An 18,696-nucleotide genomic window follows, 5' to 3' on the forward strand; every position below is an offset into this window, starting at 1 on the left:
GGCCACCACGCCGAAGACTTGCGCCTCTACGAAACCGTCGGAAGCCGCTCGTGCCAAAGTCATCTCCCTCAACTACCTCGGACGCGCCTCCCCGGGCACCACAAGCGAGCAACAACCGGCCTCCGCCGAGCACTCGACATCTACCGACGCCTCAAAGCACCACAAGCCACCGAGATCGAACAGCTGCTCACACGCACGCAGCAGGCGCGCCCTGCCCCAGTAGCACGCCCCGGCCAGATACCGGGTGCCTGAGCCCGACCCCTACGCGGCCAGAACCGACGCCAACTGGTCACGTTTGCCGACGTCAGCCGACTCGTCGAACCTGTCAACCAGCTAGAGACAGCCGATGACCCGATGGTTCAGCGCCGAGCCAGTCACCGGGACACTCAGCAGCGCACCGTACTCGATGCGCGCGCTCGCCGCCAGCGCCTCCGCGGACGGAAGATCCGACCTCGCAGCCAGCTCCCGAGCAGTAAGCCGCAACGGCACGACGGTGTCCGGAAGCGGCACAGCGACCGGACCGAGACGTTCGACGCCGCCGATGGCGAACCCACCGCTTTCCGATATGTCGGAACACGGTTATTGCGCATTTTCTTCGTCCGCAGACCTGCGATCAAGCTCGTCCGCACTGGCGGGGATCCGCAGCGTGCCAGGCAGGTCCAGCTGAAGCGTCCAGGCGGTGTGTGACAGTTGCCCGCTGGCGGTGTTGGCCAACGAGAGCACCCCGGACAGCAGGAGGGTCCACCCGGAGCCCGCGCAGGCTGACAGGGTCAGTCGTCTCCGTTGGGCGGACCGGTCGGTCTGTCGCGGCGGGGCCGGGCGCGGCGTTGGGGCGGAACCTCCGCCGCGGTCGCCGACTTGGCCAGCATGCCACCGCGCAGCCGGTCCACGACATCCCGCAGGACTGGGGACAGCGCGTGCTGGTTGTTGGCAAAGTCCGTGTGCGCGCAGAGATTGGGCATCGGATATGTCCACAGTGGAGTAACAGTCGAGGTGTTCGACCGCGGCGTGCCTGCACGACCCAGTGGCGGGTTTCGTCAGCTGGACGGTGGTCCGCCTCCCGTACCCGTCGAGGCGTCTTCCCGGGCCCGGACCGCGATGCCTCGGAAACGTGCAACGGCAGCGCGACCTGCCCGCTCCCCCGGGGGCGCGGCTCCAGGGCCCGACCAGCTGCCAGGGATCGACAGCGGCCGACGCAGCGTGCCGCCCCGCGGCTCCGAAGCGGCACCGGCGGCTGCGGCTGCCTGGACGACCGTCAAAATCGACACTAAATCGCCCCTACTTACGGGTAGCAAAAAAGCCCAGGCCGCTGACCTGGGCTTTGCTCCCCCGCTTGGACTCGAACCAAGAACCCTCCGGTTAACTCCATCGAGTCGTTACAGTCAGGAGCACGCGTCGGGTTGAGACGACCTGCACCTGCTGGCGATCGCTCGGCGACGGTAACCCGAGTTCAGACGGCTGCACGATCGAACCAGATGACCTTTACGATTCGGTATCGCGGTGTCTCCCTGCCGCTCCTCAGGCGGAGTTAGTCGTCGAGACGCGCGCCGTCGAAGTCGACCTGAGTGGGTACTTCCGCTCTGGCCGCTACGACGGTGTCGTGGACGATCCCTGCAACGCGACGAGCCCGGGGCGGACATGACGACTCCTCCGAATACTTCTCCACGATCAAGCTCGGCACCGTGCCGTTCACGACCGCCGAAACGCCAGGACGCGGCCGGTAGCCGGCCGCGGCGTGGTCGTCGACGCGACGTGGTCGCGCCTGCCGTACTGCTGCCGACGTCCCCGCCGCAGTTGCCGCAGGGCGCCGCAGCCGCATTGCTGCAGCTGCTGCTCGATGCGGACAAGGAGAAGTGATCATGCGGTTCGCTTTCTACGGGCGAGTCTCTACCGAGGACCAGCAGGATCCGGAGGCGTCCCGAAACTGGCAGCTGGCCCGGGCGAAAGCGCTGGTCGACAAGCACGGCGAGATCGTCGCCGAGTACTTCGACGTCGGGCAGTCACGCTCGATCCCCTGGAAACGCCGACCCGAAGCGACCCGGCTGCTGGCGGCGATGCGCAGCGCCGACCGCGGGTTCGATGCCATCGTCGTCGGCGAACCCCAGCGCGCCTTCTACGGCAACCAGTACGGCCTGACCTTCCCCGTCCTCGTCCACTACGGCGTCGGCCTGTGGGTACCCGAGGTCGGCGGCGCGATCGAACCGGAATCCGAAGCTCACGACCTCGTCATGTCCGTCTTCGGCGGGATGAGCAAGGGCGAACGCAACCGGATCAAAATCCGCGTCCGCGCCGCCATGGCCGCTCAAGCCTCCGTCGAAGGCCGCTTCCTCGGCGGCCGACCACCCTACGGCTACCGGCTCGCCGACGCCGGACCACACCCCAACCCAGCCAAAGCCGCTGAAGGCAAACGGCTGCACCGCCTCGAACCCGCCCCCGCCACCGCGCCGATCGTGCAGCGCATCTACGCCGAGTACGTCGCCGGCCGCGGGAAGTTCGCCATCGCCGAAGCGCTCACCCGCGACGGCATCCTCTCCCCCTCGAGCAACGACCCCGCCCGCAACCGCCACCGCACCGGCGTCGCCTGGTCCAAAGGCGCCGTCGGGGTCATCCTCGCGAACCCCCGCTACACCGGCCGCCAAGTCTGGAACAAGCAGCGCAAAGACGAAGTCCTCATCGACGTCGAAGACGTCGGCCTCGGCCACGAAACCAAGATGCGCTGGAACACCCGCGACAAGTGGATCTTCTCCGAACAGATCGTCCACGAACCGATCATCGACGTCGAGACCTTCCAGCGCGCGCAGGAGATCGCCGCCGCCAAAGGCGCCGGTCGCAAGACCCGGGAACGGACCCGCACCCAGCACCGCTACGTCCTGCGCGGCCTGCTGCACTGCGGAATCTGCGGACGACGCATGCAAGGCCAGAAGAGCCGTGAGCAGCTGTTCTACCGCTGCCGCTACCCCAACGAATACGGACTGGCCAACAAGACCGAGCACCCCCGCAACGTCTACCTCGCCGAGCGGGACCTCATCGGCCCGCTCGACAGCTGGCTCAGCACCTGCTTCGCACCTCACCGCCTCGCCGAGACCATCGACGACCTCCACGAAGCTCAGCCCGAACCCGACGTCGACCCCGGCGCAGCAGCCGCCGCCAAGGCAGTCGAAGAATGCGACCGAGCACTCGGACGCCACCGCGCAGCCCTCGAAGCCGGAGCCGACGTCAAGCTGGTCACCGCCTGGATCACCGAAACGCAGGCCCGCCGCGCGGAGGCCAAGGCACGCCTCGTCGCACGCCCCCTGCCGCAACGGCTGACCAAAGAGCAGATCGCCGAACTGATCGAGCGACTGGGCGACATCCGGAACGTGCTGGCCGAAGCCGACACCAACCGCAAAGCGGAGACCTACCGACAGCTCCACCTACACGCGACCTACCACCCCGGTAAACGAACTGTGCGCATCGAAACTAGTCTCGATGCGCACAGTTGGGGTTATGGGAAGTGTCCGAGGGGGGACTTGAACCCCCACGTCCGTTAAGGACACTAGCACCTCAAGCTAGCGCGTCTGCCATTCCGCCACTCGGACTTGCTGATGAAGAGAGTATACGACGATCAGACACGTCATTTCAGGGGGGTGCGAAACAGCGCTGAGAGCTCGCATGATATTATCATATGTTCTCAACATTCAGATACTCATTCGCATCTCTGCAGGTCAGCCCTATACAGGTCGCGTTCGAGCAGTCGCCAGCGCACTGCGGCGGCCCTCCAGATGCTCCAAGACCGTCCTTAACGCTTGAGCATCCCTATCGGCGACGGGCAGCTTCGCTCACCGGCAAGTCGAACAACGACACGTCCGCAGGCCCAGGCACGCAGCGAACTCGCACAACCCTCGACTTCTGGGCGGACAAATCCGACGAGACGCTCCAAGTAGCCGAACCTCCGATCAACCCGTATGGTAACGAACGGTTACAATCGCGCTACGCAGCGCTAGAAGATCGCAATGACGCGCTAATCTCGGCGCTAATCTCGGCGCTGAGGCGGAGCGCGGAGGAATAGGTGTCGGAGGATTGGGCGGCGGTCGCGAAGGCGATCGACATGCGGGTGCACGAACTCGGCTGGCGGCAACGCGAGCTGGCGGAGCGGTCGCACGTGTCGCAGGCGATCGTGCGCGAGCTGCAGCACCACACTGTCGAGCGCCGACGGAGCGCGCGCACGCTCGAAGCCCTGTCGACCACGCTCGGCTGGCACTCGCCCAGAGGCACACCTTGGGAGGACAGGGCCGGTCCTGTCCATGCGGCCACTTACCCATGCGGGCCGCGGATGCAGTGACATCCACGGCCGTCTCGTGAGCAAGGAAACCCGCTTCCCATGGCGAAGCGGGTGCTCGCTCAGCGGCGCAGACCTCCAGGACGGCCCCGGGGGGGGACGCCGGATCCCGGCTCCGCCGGGGCCTGGCTCAGGAATCCCGCATAGATGATCTTCACCAGGACCGCGTAAGCGTAAGGTCTATCCACGACCGTTGACCGGAAAGACGACACTGTCGTCCGGCTCGGCTTTGAAGGACACAGCCGGCCGGAAGCACCTCCTCAACGGCGGCACCTACGACGTCATCGACGTCCTGGTAGAAACCCTTGTGCGGAGCGGACAGCCAGCCACGGGGGCTACGCTGCCGACCATGACGGCATAACCGCCTCGCGCCGCGGTCCGCGCCGAACTTCGCCCCGAATTCCAGCAGTTCGTCATGGGAACCGGCGACGTGCTCACCGTTGCCCGGCAACTCACCGAACGCACATCCGGTGCCGACGCAGTGACGTCGTCGGATACCTGCATGCTGTTCACGCTCCGGCCGGGAATTGCCGACGTCAGGCTGACTGTCGAAGTCTGGGCTACGCCACCGTCCCCTCCCCTGGCGCAGGTGCAGCGATTCACTAGCACGCTCCGGACTGAGAGCGAACTTCTCCAGATCGTCTGATGTCCGCGATTACTCCGTCGCCGTATTCCTGACCGAGTTGTCGCGCGAGCACGACGATGTCTTCGACACGGACGTGAGAACGGAAAACTGGCTGGTTCACCTCTGGTGATCTCCGCCAGGGCCCGGCAGAGGCAGGCTTCTGCCGGGCAGGCGGCCCGGTCCTCCCGAAACTTTCTCGAGCGAATCCAGCGAGAGTGCTCGTGAAATGCAATTCGGCATAGACCGGTCCGCACTGCAACGGTGGTCTTCTGAATAAGAGAAACTGTAGTAGTCGCCCGAAGCTCTCGGCAGCCATCGGGCGGGAACCTGGCGGATGGAAAGGTTCCGGATTTCCCGGCTGGTCTGTGGCCAAGGAACTCGGTGCATCGTGCACCGGCCCTCGGGAAATCAGGTGCGTTCTGCAGTGGGGAGCCGCTGTCGCTGGCAGGAACAGTGGAAAGCATCGGCAGCGGAAAGAGCGAGAACCAGGGCGGTCATGACAGCTGAGGCATCCGGACACCGGGCCGCCCAGCTGTGCGCGGGATTTTCGCAGCCGAGGCGATTACCCGATGCATCGCACACCACGCGGACCGCGGGTGTCAAGGAGGGAACTATGTCGAAATCTGTTGAGCGCGAACCGAATACCGTATCGGCGGACGTCGTGATCGTCGGCGCTGGATTCGCCGGGTTGACCGCTGCGGAACGGTTGGCGGACCTGGGCGTGTCCGTGCGGGTCGTGGAGGGGCGCGACCGGATCGGTGGCCGGTCGTATTCCGGCGAGGTCGCGGGGGTCAAGGTCGATCTCGGGGCGACGTGGGTTTCGCGGCGGCACACGGAGATCCGGAATCTCGCGAGCCGGCTGGGGTGTACTACGACCCCGCAGTTCGGCAAGGGTCTCAATGTTCTGTGGATGGGCGGGGAGCGCAGTACCTACCAGGGCACCATTCCCGAGATTTCGACTGAGGCCGTGGAGGACATGGGCCGCGTGCAAGGGATTCTGCACGAACTGCTCTCGACGGTCGACGTCGAAGCAGTCTGGGAATCTCCCGAAGCCGACCGGCTCGATGCGATTTCGTTCGGTGAATGGCTCGACCAGAACGACGCGCATCCTGGCACGCGTGCGCTGATGACCATTCTCAGCAAGGTGCAGTGGGGCTGCAGCCCGGGTGACGTCTCGCTGCTGCACGCGTTGCGCTACATCCGCGCGGCGGGCGGGGTTTCGCACATGCTGGACGTCGAGGACGGTCAGCAAGAGGAGCGCTACGCCGAAACCACTCAGGAGATCGCCACGCGGCTCGCCGAAAAGCTCGGCGACCGGGTGGTGGTGGGCACTCCGGTCTGGCGAATCGCGCAGGACGGCAGTGGCGTTAAGGTGAGCACCGACTCGGAGGTGATCAACGCCCAGTACGCCATTGTCACCGCTGCTCCCGCGCACCGGGCCGACATCAAGTTCGAGCCTGCGCTGCCGGAGAAGGGCGAGTGGCTGGCCAAGACCTGGCGCATGGGCGCGCTGAGCAAGGCGTTCGTCGCCTACGAGAAGCCGTTTTGGCGCAGCAGCGGGCTTTCCGGCGAGGCACTGACCGACACCGGCACCGTGTTCATCACGTTCGACGTCTCGCCCGACGACAGCGGACGGGGCATTCTGATGGCCTTCTGCGACCCCCGGGTGTACGACAACTTCAGCCCGGAAGCCCGGCGGGACCGCGTCGTCCGGCAGCTCGTCGATCTCTACGGGCCGCAGGCCGGTGCCCCGATCGACTACGTGGACCACTGCTGGGGCACGGAACCGTTCGCCCCGGGCGGGCCGAACCCCGCGGTTCCGCCTTACGCGTCCGGCAGTTACGGGAGCGCTCTCGCCGAGCCGCACGGGCGCGTGCATTGGGCTGGGGTGGAAACCGCGGGTGAGTGGGCCGGAACGATGAACGGTGCGGTCCTGACTGGTCAGCGGGCTGCTGAGCAGGTCGCTCGGCAACTCGGTGTCTCGCAATAATTCGCGCTGTTTCCTCGGGAGCAGGACGGGTCGGTCCTGCTCCCGAGGACTCCTCGATCAGGTGAGCCGGGGCAGCGACGTCCCGACGGCGGTCGTGGCCGGTTCCCCGCGGCCCGGCCCGCCTGGAATCCGCTCGCGTCCCAGGGGCAGCGGGTGCACCGTTCCGGAAGAGCGCGGAGCCGCGTGCGGTGCCCCTCCCCCGCCACGTCCAGCGAGTCCTCGACCGTGAACGGGACGCCGTGAGACGCCGTCGCCCCGGCGAAACCGCTGCGGGACAAGCGCTTGGCGATGCTGGACGCGGCGGTGCAGGATTCCGAACGCGCAACCGGTACGCCGCGTGCGCTCAAGTCATCAGCTCCGGCGGCGACCTGAATCGAAAGAGCGAGCTCAATTCCCCCTGCTTACCAGCGTCATGGGCCGACGCACTGCCGGTGTGCGCCTAGGATCTGCGGCTGTGGACGTGTCGCGCCGATCCAACGGAGTATCGACGGCGGCCGCGGAGCTGATCGAGCTTGCGGTCGCGCCGTCGTTGATCGTGCGCCACGGGCCGGACGGCGCCGAGGTGGTCGCCGCCAGCACGGCGTTCAGCGCGCTGCTCGGCCGTTCTGTTCCGGCTGGCACCTGCTTGAGCGAGCTGTTCCCGGCGCTGCCCGCCGACGCGCTCGCGTCCGGCTGCGGACCGCGCGAGGTGGGTCTCGCCGGTGCTGGCGGGGAGACTCCGGTGCTTCTGCGCGTCGACCGGTTGCGGTCCGATGAGCTCGCCGGGCTGGTGCTCGTGCAGCTCGACGTCACCGCGTCGCGTTCCCGGGCGGATCGCGCGCTCTGGGAGAGCGAGCAGATGATGCAGGCGATCGCGGACGCGGTCGACGCGCTCATCTACCTCAAGGGCGCCGACGGGCGTTACCTGCTGATCAACAGTTCGTTCGAGAAAGCCACCGGGGTCCGCCGGGAGGACGTCGTCGGGATGACCGACGACGACATCTTCGGCGCCCGGCTCGGCCGCACCTATCACGCCAACGACCGGCGCGTTCTCGACGCGGCCCGAAGCATGATGTTCGAGGAGCTGGTCCCGGGAGACACGATCTACCTGTCCACGAAGTTCCCGCTGATCGGCGAGGACGGAAAGCCGTACGCGGTCGGCGGCATCTCGACCGACATCACCGATCGCAGCCACGCCGAGCAGGCCGTCCGCCTCGCTCGCGACGAGGCGGAGCGCGCCAACGCGGCGAAGACGGAGTTCCTGTCCCGGATGAGCCACGAGCTGCGCACTCCGCTCAACTCGATCCTGGGCTTCGGCCAGCTCCTGGAGCTCGACCTGCGCGGCGAGCAGGCCGACCGGGCGCATCGGATCGTGCAAGCGGGCCACCACCTGCTGAACCTCATCAACGAGGTCCTCGACATCACCACCACCGAGCACGTCGGACTGGACGTCGAGGTCGAGCCGGTCGGCGCGGTCGAGGCCTTCCAGGAAGCGCTGGTCCTCGTGCGCCCGCTGGCGGAGGCCCGCGGGATCACCCTCGCCCGGGACTTCCACGGCGGCCTCGACACCGCCGTCGTGGCCAACCGGCGCCGGCTCGCGCAGGTGCTGTTGAACCTGCTCAGCAACGCGGTGAAGTACAACCGCCCGGACGGCATGGTGACCGCGTCCTTCCGCGCCGGCGAAGGGCGGATCCGGTTCCTGGTCACCGACACCGGCCGGGGGCTGACCGCCGAGGAGGCCGAGCGGGTTTTCGCCCCGTTCGAGCGCCTCGACGCCGGCGGGACCGAGGTGGAAGGGACCGGTTTGGGCCTGACCCTTTCCCGCACCCTGGTCGAGGCGATGGGCGGGACGCTGGGGGTCGAGCGGTCGAAACCGGGGCGGGGAAGCGTGTTCTTCCTCGAACTGCCGATCGCTCCCGGGGTGCGGCCGCAGCACGAGGCGGCGGAGACCGGGCCCGGCGAGCCGCTCGCCGACCTGTCCTCGGTGCACGTCCTGTACATCGAGGACGCCGACGCGAACGTCGAACTCGTGCGAGGCGTGCTTGAGCGGCAACGCGTCGCCGAGCTGACCTGCGCGAGGACCGGGGCCGACGGCGTCGCGCTCGCGCGCGTGGCCCGGCCCGACATCATCCTGCTGGACCTGCACCTCCCGGACGCCGACGGGGAGAACGTCCTCGCCCGCCTCCGCGCCCAGCCGGAGACGGCGGCGATCCCGGTCGTCGTCGTGTCCGCGGACGCGCTCGGCCCGCGCATCACCCGGCTCACCGAAGCCGGGGCCGCCGCCTACCTGACCAAGCCCGTCGACCTTCGTGCGCTCGTCCGCACGATCAGCGAACTGACCTCGGAGAGCCGCGGATGAACCTGGTGCGGGTGCTGCTCGCGGACGACCACCCCGTCTATCGCGACGGGCTGGCCGCGCAGCTGGGAAGCCATGCCGAAATCGAGGTCGTCGGAGTGTCCGGGGACGGCGCGCACGCGCTCGAACTGCTTCGCCAGACCGAACCCGATGTCGCGGTGCTCGACCTCATGCTCCCCGGGGCCGACGGAATCGAGATCATCGAGCAGTGCGCGCGCGAGGGTCTCGCGTCGCGATGCGTGATCGTCTCCGCGTACGAGGACAGCGCGACGGTCTACCGCGCTCTGGCTGCCGGTGCCCGCGCCTACCTGATGAAGATCGTCTCCGGGCAGACCGTCGCCGAGACCGTCCTCGCCGTCGCCGGCGGAGCTACCGTCATCCCGCCCGAGCTGCAGACGGGCCTGGCCGAGGAACTCCGGCGACAGGCGCGCCGGCAGGAGCAGCCGCCGCTGACTGAGCGCGAGCGCGACGTGCTGCGGCTCGCCGCCGAGGGAACAGCGATCAAGGACATCGCCGCCGAACTCTTCGTCGGCGTGACGACGGTCAAGACTCATCTTCAGCACGCCTACGAGAAGCTCGGCGTGAACGATCGGGCCTCGGCAGTGGCCGCGGCGATCCGGCGCGGCCTGCTCGACTGATCCCCCGCCACCGGCCGCGCGGAGGATGCCTTCCTCCTCCGGATGGCCGGAGCGATCTCCTCCCGAAGACCGTCCTCCGGGATGACCCAGGTCACAAGGGCCGCTCGTAGCGTTGTCCGCGGCGATCGACGGCCCGCCCACCCCCAGCGGCCCGGTCGCCGGAACCGCATTCGCCGGTTCGCAGCGTCGCCGCCCAGTCGACGGCGGCCCATCCGGTCGTGTCCGCCGCACCCGCCCGCGGCGGACGACCATGGCCATCCGAGGACTGCCCCATGACTGCCGATTCCTTCCCGGAGACCGAACACCCCGTCAGACCTCCGCTCCGCATCACCCGCACCGACGACCCCGCGGTCGTCAAGCAGGCCGCGACCCAGGACTACGCCACCCACGTCGTGCCGCTGACCGGCCGGGCCGGCCGGACATCCCTGTCGATGGCGTGGCTCGCGACTTTCAGCGCGATGTTTTGGCTCTACGTAGCGGTTTCCGTGGACCAAGCCGTCGGCCGCACGAACGCCGTCGTCGGCATGGTTCTCGCCTCGGTGGTCTTCGGGCTCGTTCAAGCCGTGCTGGTCCGCTACGCCATCCGTTCCGGGCTCACCGTGGCCCTGCTTTCCCGACGGCTGTTCGGTTATCTCGGCGGCGGCCTCGCTCCGCTCCTGCTCGGTGCCACCGCGATCTACTACGCAGTCTTCGAAGGCTCGGTGATCGCGGTCGCGCTGCAGCGGTGGTTCGCGCCGACCAGCGACATCCGCATCTGGTACGCGATCGTGGTCCTCTACGCCGTGCCTCTCGTGATCGGCGGAGTCCAGCGCTGGCTCGACCGGCTCAACGGCGTGCTGCTCCCGCTCTATCTCGCCGGGCTCGTCGCGCTGGTGCTCGCCGCCGGCATCCAGCACGGATTCGCGTCCGGTCTGGCAGCCACGCCGGCGCCGGCCGGGCTCGCGCTTCCCGGCTGGGTCACCGCCTTCATGGTCTACCTGGGCACCTGGGTCCTGATGATGTTCGCCGTCGACTACGCCCGCCTTGGCCGCCCTTCAGACGCGCGGTTCCACTCGCGGGTCACCTTCGGAATTCCTTACTACCTGGCCACATTCGTGCTCAACGGCGTCATCGGCATCTTCGTGACCACCGCCGTCCTGCCGGGGCAGGCGGCCTCGGAGACCGGGGTCATCGACGCGGTGCTCGGCACCCTCGGCGTCGCGGGCCTGCTGTTCATCCTGGTCAGCCAAACCAGGATCAACACGGCGAACTACTACGTCGCCTCGACCAACCTGGAGGCGTTGGGCGAACGCGCGCTGCGGCTGCGCTGGCCCCGGATCGTCTGGTCGGTGATCGCCGGAGTCATCGTCTTCGCCTTCATGCTCACCGACGTGCTGTCCTATCTGCTGACCGCACTGGCGTGGCAGGGCGTGTTCGTCGCCGCCTGGGTCGCCATCGCGCTCACCCACATCGGGATCGTCCGCGGAGACCGCGACGGCATCCCCGAGTTCCGTCCCGGCCGGCTCCGCAACGTGCTGCCCGGCCTCGCGGCCTGGATCCTCGCCTCGCTGACCGGGATCGGGCTGACCGAATTCGGCCGCCCCGGCGTCTGGTACACGACCCTCGCACCGGCGATCACCTGCGTCCTCGCCGCGCTCCTGTACGCCGTCGGGACACGGGTCGGACGGTCGCCCTTGCTGCCTCGCGGCGACGACCCGCGCGACGAGGTCGACGACGTCTGGGGCGCCCGGATCCGGTGCCACGCCTGCCAACTCTCCTACACCGCCATCGAAATGGACCGCGACCCGTCCGCCGGTCTGGCCGCGATCTGTGCGGGCTGCGCCGCGGAATCCGCCGATTTCGTCCGCGCCGCCCGTCGCGCCGGCGCGCGCACTGCCTGACCGGCCGCTCCGAACCCCTGCTGAAAGGACTGGACCAGTGCCCTACAAGATCACCGTCGACACCGGCGGCACCTTCACCGACGTGGTCGTGACCGACGCCGACGGCCGCCTCACGATCGGCAAGGCGCCGACCCGCGAGCGAGCTTTCGACGGCGTGCGCGGAGGAGTCGAGGTCGCCGCTGCCGAACTGGGCATCACCGCCGGGCAACTGCTCGCGGACACGACCACGTTCGTCTACTCCACGACTCGCTCGACCAACGCCATCCTCGAGGGCCGCACCGCCCGCACGGCGCTGCTGGTCACCGAGGGCTTCCCGGACATCCTCGTGCTGCGCGAGGGCGGCAAGCACGACGGATTCGACCTCAGCGTGCGCTATCCCGAGCCCTACGTGCCCCGCGCGCTCACCAGCGAAATCCCGGAACGCATCGACTCCGAGGGCGACGTCGTGCGGCGTCTGGACGAGGACGCGGTCCGGGACATCCTCCGCCGGCTGCGCGCGCAGGACGTCGAAGCCGTCGCGGTCTGCCTGCTCTGGGCGATCGTCAACGGCGCGCACGAACGCCGCGTCGGCGAGCTGATTTCCGAGGAGTTGCCCGGGATTCCCTACACGCTCTCGCACGAGGTCAACCCGATCGTCCGGGAGTATCGGCGAGCCTCGACGGCCGCGATCGACGCCTCCCTCAAACCGATGATGAGCGCGCACCTGTCCGCCATCGCCGAGGATCTCGCCGCCGCCGGGTTCCGCGGGGAACTCATGGTCGCGACCTCGTTCGGCGGCGTGCTGCACCTGCCCGACGCCGCGGCCCGGCCCGTCGACACGGTCCGCTCCGGACCCTCGATGGCCCCGGTGGCCGGACTGACGTTCGCCCGGGCCGAGAACGACAATCGCGACGTGATCGTCTGCGACACCGGCGGGACGAGCTTCGACGTCTCGCTCGTCCGGGCCGGCGCGGTCACCTTCACCAACGAAACGTGGCTGGGCCCGAAGTATCTCGGGCACCTGACCGGAACGGCCTCGGTGGACATCCGCTCGATCGGGTCCGGCGGCGGCTCGATCGCGTGGGTCGACGACGGCGGGCTCCTGCGCGTCGGCCCGCGCAGCGCCGGCGCCGATCCCGGGCCTGCCTGCTACGGCCGCGGCGGGACCGAGCCGACTGTCAGCGACGCTGCCTGCGTCCTGGGCTACCTCGACCCGGACACGTTCCTCGGCGGCCGCATGCCGCTCGACCGCGACGCCGCCAACACCGCGGTCGACGGGCTCGCCGCGACGCTCGGGCTCAGCCGGGAGAAGACCGCGGAGTCCGTCCTGACCGTCGCGAACGAGCACATGGTCGGCGCGATCCAGGACATCACCATCAACGAGGGCGTCGATCCCGCGCGGGCGCTGGTCGTCGCGGGCGGCGGCGCCGCGGGGCTGGGCATCGCGGCGATCGTGCGCGCGCTCGGGTGTTCCTCGGTGCTGATGCCGCGATCGGCCGGAGCGCTCAGCGCGACCGGCGGTCAGTTCTCCGACATCGTCGCGGAGTTCACCGCCAGCCAGTTCGCCGACACCAGGTCCTGGGACTTCGAAGCGGTGAACAGCGTCCTCAAAGGACTCGACGAGCGCGCGGACGAGTTCGCCGCCGGACTGCGCGAGCGCGGCGTCGACGGCATCACCGTCGACCACCTCGTCGAGGCCCGCTACGCCTACCAGGTGTGGGAGCTGGAAGTGCCGGTCGGCGCGCAGATCGACGACGCCGACGGTCTGGCCGCGCTCCGGCAGGCCTTCGACGAGGCCCACGAGCGCGTCTTCTCGGTGAAGGAACCCGGTGCGCCGTTGGAATGCCTGACGTGGAAGGCGCGGCTGCGCGCCCCCGTCGGAAGCCGCGCGGTCGCCGCGGTCACCGAGCGCCGGGACGGGCTCGAACCGGTCCGCACGGGCGCGGACCGCGTCAAACCGGCCTACTTCGACGGCGCTTGGCACGACACGACCGTCGTGGCCGGCGGGTCGCGACCGCCCGGCACCGTCCTCGCGGGCCCGCTCGTCGTCGAGGAACCGACCAGCACCCTCGTCGTGCCGCCGGGCGCCCGCCTGCACGTCACGTCCGCCGGCAACTACCTCGTGGAGGTCTGACATGACATCCGGGACCCTCGACCCCGCCCAGATGGCGGTCATCGCCAACCGGCTCGACACGATCGTCCGCGAGATGACCAGCACGTTGCTGCGCGCCGGCCGCTCCTCGGTCATCGCGGTCGCGCGGGACTTCTCCTGCTCGATCGTCACCGGCGAGGACGAACTGCTCGCGTCCGCCGAAGGCCTGCCGGTGCACATCTTCGGCGCGCATCTGCAAACCGCCGAACTGCGCCGCCGGCATCCCGACCTCCGCGACGGCGACGCCTATCTGGACAACGATCCCTACGTCGGCGGCTCGCACCACGCCGACCACACGATCATGGTGCCGGTGTTCGTCGGCGACACGCACCTCTTCACCGCCGTCGCCAAGTCGCACCAGGCCGACATCGGCAACAGCATGCCCACGACCTATTTCGCGATGGCCAAGGACGTCTACGAGGAGGGCGCGCTCAACTTCCCGTGCGTGCAGGTCCAGCGCGACCGCGAGGACATTTCCGACGTCATCGAGATGTGCCGCAGGCGGATCCGGGTGCCCGACCAGTGGTACGGCGACTATCTCGCGACGCTGGGCGCGGCCCGGACCGGCGAACGCCGGCTCAAGGAACTCGTCGACGTCTACGGCCTCGAGCTGATCCGGCAGTTCGTCGCCGAGTGGTTCGACTACTCCGAGCGCCGGATGACCGCGGCGATTTCGGCGCTGCCGTCCGGGCGCTACGTGCGGCACGGGCAGCACGACAGCGTCGGGCCGCTGCCCCCGATCCCGCTCAAGGTGGACCTGACGGTGGACGCCGAGGCGGGCCGGGTCAGCATCGACCTGCGCGACAACCCGGACTGCGTTCCGGCGGGCCTGAACATGACGCGTTCGACGGCGACGAACATGGCGATCGCCGGGCTGTTCAACAACATCGACCCGACCGTGCCGCACAACGCCGGGGCCTTCCGCCGCGTCGAGGTCCTCCTGCGCGAGAACTGCGTCGTCGGGATCCCCCGGCACCCGACGTCCGCCTCGATGGCCACCACGAACGTCGCGGACCGGCTGGTCAACCTCGCCCAGTCGGCCCTCGGCGAAGCGGGCACCGGCCACGGCGTCGCCGAGGGCGGCACCGGCATGGGACCGGGCATGGGCGTCATCTCCGGGACCGACTGGCGGACCGGGATGCCGTTCGTGAACCAGATGTTCGTCGCCAACAACGGCGGACCCGCCTCGCGGGACTGCGACGGGTGGCTGACCTGGATCCTGCCGGTCTGCGCCGGCCTGCTGTACCGGGACTCGATCGAGATCAACGAGCAGAAGTACCCGGTCCAGTTCGACTACGTGCGGCTGCTCCCCGACTCCGGCGGGCCCGGCAGGCACCGCGGGGCCAACGCGATGGAACTGGCTTACACCGCGCGCGGAAACCCGGTCGACGTCGTGTGGACGCTCGACGCCCACGAGTCGCCGCCGAACGGCATCCACGGCGGCGGCCCCGGCGCCGTGGCCGCGGCCGCGCTCCGCCACGCGACCGGCGAGGTCACCGAACTGCCGGGCACCGGTGCGATCGCCCTCGAACCGGGCCAGTACGTGCTCAACACGACCGCGGGCGGCGGCGGATTCGGCGACCCGCGTACCCGCGACGCCGACGCGGTTCTCCACGACGTCGCCGAGGGTTACGTCACCCGCGACGCCGCCGCGGAGGTGTACGGCGTGGTCATCGTCGGAGAAGAGCACGCGCCCCGGGTCGACCAGGACGCGACGCAACGGCGACGGGCCGCGCTGGGAGCAGTGTGAGCGAGGCGCCGTGGCCAACGGCCATGGTGGCCACGGCGCCATCCACTTCAACGCCGACCTCGACGATTGCTTCGGTCTCTTGAGGAGGGATTTCCTGATGGCACTGGAAAGTTCGCGCCTGGCTTTTGAACGGGCCCGGCGCAGCATCGGCGGCGGGGTGGCGTCGGGGTTGCGCCTCGCGATGCGGCCGCATCCGCTCTACGTCCGCGAAGCACGCGGCGCGCACGTGTGGGACCTCGACGGCGACCGCTACGTCGACTACGTCATGGCGTGGGGACCGATGCTGCTCGGCCACAGCGACCCCCGCATCGTCGAAGCAGCCTGCGCGGCCGCGACCCGGATGCAGGTCGTCGGCACCGGCCACGCCCTGGAATACCTCGCCGCGGAAGCCGTCCTGGACGCGGTCCCGCACGGGCAACGACTGCTCTGGAGCAACACCGGCACCGAAGCCGTCCAAATCGCCCTGCGCCTCGCCCGCGCAGCCACCGGACGGCGGCGCGTGGTCAAATTCGCCCGGAGCTACCACGGCTGGCACGACAGCGTCTACGCCGGACTCGCCGACACCGACACCGGGCGCGCTCCCGCGCCCGCGTCCAAAGGCCAGACGCCCAGCGTCCTCGACGACCTCGTCATCGCGCGGTTCAACGACATCGCCATGGCCGAACGCCTGCTCGCCGAGACCGTGGAGCGGGACATCGCGGCGGTGCTCGTCGACCCGATCATGAGCAACGGCGGCGTCCAAGCCCCGTCGGCGGAGTTCCTGCCCGCGCTGCGCGCCCTGTGCGACCGGCACGGCGTCGTCCTCGTCTTCGACGAAGTGATCGCCGGATTCCGCATCGCCCGCGGCGGCGCCGCCGAGAAGTACGGCGTGCACCCGGACCTGTCCGTGTTCGGCAAAGCGATCGCCGGAGGATTCACCCAGAGCGCCGTCGTCGGCCGCGCCGACCTCATCGACCAGGTGACGTCCGGCGTGGTTCATGCCGGGACGTTCAACGCCAACCCCGTCGCGTTGGCCGCCATCGAGGCGACCATGCGCGTGCTCGCCGACCCCGAGGTCTACCTCGCGCTGGAACGCGTCTCCGCGGAGTTCGAGAACACCGTCGGCGCCGTGCTCGCCTCCGCACCGGGCCGGGGCAGCCTCAACCGGGTCGGCTCGCTCCTGCAGTACGTCCCCGACGGCGGTGCCACCGGCCTGCACGGAACCGGCGGCCCCTGGAGCCACATCCTCGACGGCATGCTGCACCACGGCTTCCTCTTCATGCCCTCGGGAAAAGTCTTCCTTTCCACCGCCCACACCCCCGCCGACATCGACGCCACCGCCGACGCACTCGACAAAGTGCTCCGCCAGCTCTAGCCCACCCCGTCTTCAGAAAGGACCGCGGATGCCACCGCCGTTGTCGTTCGAACCCCTGACCCCGACGTCGTTCCTCGATCGTGCGGCCGCGGCGCACGGCGACCGGACGGCGGTGATCGACGGGGACCGGCGCTGGACGTACACCGAGTTCCGCGAGCGGTGCACCCGCCTCGCCGGCGCGCTGGCGGGAATGAGCGAGGCCCGGCCCGTCGCGGTGCTGGCGCCCAACACGCATGTGCTGCTGGAAGCTCACTTCGGCGTGGTGTGGGCGGGAGTGCCGCTGGTGGCGGTCAACACCCGGCTCTCCGCGCGGGAAATCGCCTACATCCTCCAGCATTCCGGGGCTTCGGTGCTGATCCACGATCCGACGTTCGACGCCCTCGCCGACGACGCCCTCGCGCGGCTCGACTCCCCTCCCCGACGGATCCGCGCCGGGGAGGATTACGAGGCGCTGCTGGCCGCGGCCGAACCGGTGCGGCATACGCCGTCCGACGAGCTGGCACTGCTGTCGATCAACTACACCTCGGGAACGACCGGCCGGCCCAAAGGCGTGATGTACCACCATCGCGGGGCCTACCTGCAGTCCATGGCGATGGTCGGCCACACGGGATTGACGCCGTCGGCCGTGCACCTGTGGACCTTGCCCATGTTCCACTGCAACGGATGGTGCTTCCCGTGGGCGGTGACCGCAGCCGCCGCGACGCACGTGTGCCTGCCGAAGGTCGACCCCGCGCAGGTGTGGCGGCTGATCCGAGAGGAGGGCGTGACGCACCTCAACGGCGCTCCCACCGTGCTGTCGATGATCGCGTACGCCGAGGAGGCAGCCGCGCTCCCTGCGGGGCGGACAGTACGGATCGCGACCGGAGGCGCGCCCCCGTCACCGGCCATCCTGCGGCGGATGGAGTCCCTGGGCTTCGACCTCACGCACCTGTACGGGCTGACCGAAACCTACGGTCCCGCCATGATTTGCGACCGGCGCCCGGAATGGGACTCCCTCGAAGAGCGCACCCGGGTGCGGCTGATGGCGCGCCAGGGGGTCGGGAACATGGTCTCGTGCGTCCCCCGGGTGATCGACGAGAACGGGAACGACGTCCCGGCAGACGGCGAGACCGCGGGGCAGATCGTGTTGCGCGGCAACAACGTCATGCTCGGCTACCTGGACGATCCGGCCGCGACCGCAGCGGCGGCGCCCGACGGCTGGTTCCGGACCGGGGACATCGGCGTGGTGCACTCCGACGGCTACGTGGAACTGCGCGACCGGGCGAAGGACATCATCATCTCCGGCGGGGAGAACATCGCGTCGATCGAGGTGGAACAGGCGATCATGGACCACCCCGCCGTCCGCGAGGCAGCCGTGATCGCAGTACCCGACCCTCGCTGGGGCGAGGTGCCCGCGGCTTATGTCACGCTCCTCGACGGGCTCGCCGCGACCGAGCAGGAGATCATCGACCACGTCCGGCAACGGCTGGCCCGTTTCAAAGCCCCGAAGTCCGTGACGTTCGGGGAGCTGCCCAAGACGTCGACGGGGAAGATCCAGAAGTTCGTGCTGCGCGAACGGCGTGCTGCGAGCCAGGCTGGCTGAGTGGGCGTTCGCGAACGGCCGGATCAGGCGCGGACACGTTGCTGAACCGGCTGATGGAGGTCAGTGGGGATTCCTTTTTGGACACTCGTGCGG

At 69.1% G+C, this 18,696-nt stretch carries 11 protein-coding genes, 1 tRNA gene and 1 pseudogene; 10 read left to right on the forward strand and 3 right to left on the reverse strand.

Annotated features, from left to right (window positions below):
* Positions 1-333: 333 nt before the first annotated feature.
* Positions 334-510 (reverse strand): hypothetical protein, encoded by a 177-nt coding sequence (locus PUT80_RS23400; protein ID WP_275293448.1) that lies wholly within the window; start codon positions 508-510, stop codon positions 334-336.
* Positions 511-770: 260 nt separating this feature from the next.
* Positions 771-962, reverse strand: a complete 192-nt coding sequence (locus PUT80_RS23405) for a hypothetical protein (protein WP_275293449.1) — start codon at positions 960-962, stop codon at positions 771-773.
* Positions 963-1,859: 897 nt separating this feature from the next.
* Here PUT80_RS23405 and PUT80_RS23410 point away from each other — a divergent pair.
* Positions 1,860-3,530, forward strand: a complete 1,671-nt coding sequence (locus PUT80_RS23410; protein ID WP_275293450.1) for a recombinase family protein — start codon at positions 1,860-1,862, stop codon at positions 3,528-3,530.
* Here the strand turns inward: PUT80_RS23410 and PUT80_RS23415 are convergent.
* Positions 3,495-3,578, reverse strand: a tRNA-Leu gene (locus tag PUT80_RS23415). The genes PUT80_RS23410 and PUT80_RS23415 overlap by 36 nt on opposite strands.
* Positions 3,579-4,048: 470 nt before the next feature.
* Here PUT80_RS23415 and PUT80_RS23420 point away from each other — a divergent pair.
* The 9 genes and pseudogenes from PUT80_RS23420 to PUT80_RS23460 all read left to right on the forward strand — a co-directional run.
* Positions 4,049-4,234 (forward strand): annotated as a pseudogene (locus PUT80_RS23420) (XRE family transcriptional regulator); the annotation flags it as partial.
* A 1,322-nt stretch (positions 4,235-5,556) separates the two neighbouring features.
* Complete coding sequence (locus PUT80_RS23425) at positions 5,557-6,933, forward strand: flavin monoamine oxidase family protein (RefSeq protein WP_275293451.1); 1,377 nt, start codon at positions 5,557-5,559, stop codon at positions 6,931-6,933.
* Between the two features lie 454 nt (positions 6,934-7,387).
* On the forward strand, positions 7,388-9,271 hold the full coding sequence (locus PUT80_RS23430; protein WP_275293452.1) for a PAS domain-containing sensor histidine kinase: 1,884 nt from the start codon (positions 7,388-7,390) through the stop codon (positions 9,269-9,271).
* Complete coding sequence (locus PUT80_RS23435) at positions 9,268-9,906, forward strand: response regulator transcription factor (protein ID WP_275293453.1); 639 nt, start codon at positions 9,268-9,270, stop codon at positions 9,904-9,906. The genes PUT80_RS23430 and PUT80_RS23435 overlap by 4 nt, the downstream gene beginning before the upstream one ends.
* Before the next feature lie 272 nt (positions 9,907-10,178).
* Positions 10,179-11,786 carry a thiamine permease gene (locus PUT80_RS23440; RefSeq protein ID WP_275293454.1) on the forward strand — a complete coding sequence of 536 codons (1,608 nt, stop codon included), beginning with the start codon at positions 10,179-10,181 and terminating at the stop codon, positions 11,784-11,786.
* A 37-nt stretch (positions 11,787-11,823) separates the two neighbouring features.
* Positions 11,824-13,899, forward strand: a complete 2,076-nt coding sequence (locus PUT80_RS23445; RefSeq protein ID WP_275293455.1) for a hydantoinase/oxoprolinase family protein — start codon at positions 11,824-11,826, stop codon at positions 13,897-13,899.
* Position 13,900: 1 nt separating this feature from the next.
* Positions 13,901-15,667, forward strand: a complete 1,767-nt coding sequence (locus tag PUT80_RS23450; RefSeq protein WP_275293456.1) for a hydantoinase B/oxoprolinase family protein — start codon at positions 13,901-13,903, stop codon at positions 15,665-15,667.
* A 97-nt stretch (positions 15,668-15,764) separates the two neighbouring features.
* Complete coding sequence (locus PUT80_RS23455; protein WP_275293457.1) at positions 15,765-17,021, forward strand: aminotransferase class III-fold pyridoxal phosphate-dependent enzyme; 1,257 nt, start codon at positions 15,765-15,767, stop codon at positions 17,019-17,021.
* Positions 17,022-17,049: 28 nt separating this feature from the next.
* The gene (locus tag PUT80_RS23460; RefSeq protein WP_275293458.1) at positions 17,050-18,603 is read left to right on the forward strand and encodes an AMP-binding protein; all 1,554 of its coding nucleotides are present in this window, start codon (positions 17,050-17,052) and stop codon (positions 18,601-18,603) included.
* Positions 18,604-18,696 lie beyond the last annotated feature (93 nt).

Origin of the sequence: Amycolatopsis sp. La24, from assembly GCF_029087445.1 — a bacterium.
Classification (GTDB): domain Bacteria; phylum Actinomycetota; class Actinomycetes; order Mycobacteriales; family Pseudonocardiaceae; genus Amycolatopsis; species Amycolatopsis nivea.

Bases quoted from the DNA above. Each gene is read 5' to 3' on its own strand.
- PUT80_RS23405 (WP_275293449.1), bottom strand. From the start codon at position 962: ATGCCCAATCTCTGCGCGCACACGGACTTTGCCAACAACCAGCACGCG.
- PUT80_RS23410 (WP_275293450.1), top strand. From the start codon at position 1,860: ATGCGGTTCGCTTTCTACGGGCGAGTCTCTACCGAGGACCAGCAGGAT.
- PUT80_RS23425 (WP_275293451.1), top strand. From the start codon at position 5,557: ATGTCGAAATCTGTTGAGCGCGAACCGAATACCGTATCGGCGGACGTC.
- PUT80_RS23435 (WP_275293453.1), top strand. From the start codon at position 9,268: ATGAACCTGGTGCGGGTGCTGCTCGCGGACGACCACCCCGTCTATCGC.
- PUT80_RS23440 (WP_275293454.1), top strand. From the start codon at position 10,179: ATGACTGCCGATTCCTTCCCGGAGACCGAACACCCCGTCAGACCTCCG.
- PUT80_RS23450 (WP_275293456.1), top strand. From the start codon at position 13,901: ATGACATCCGGGACCCTCGACCCCGCCCAGATGGCGGTCATCGCCAAC.
- PUT80_RS23455 (WP_275293457.1), top strand. From the start codon at position 15,765: ATGGCACTGGAAAGTTCGCGCCTGGCTTTTGAACGGGCCCGGCGCAGC.
- PUT80_RS23460 (WP_275293458.1), top strand. From the start codon at position 17,050: ATGCCACCGCCGTTGTCGTTCGAACCCCTGACCCCGACGTCGTTCCTC.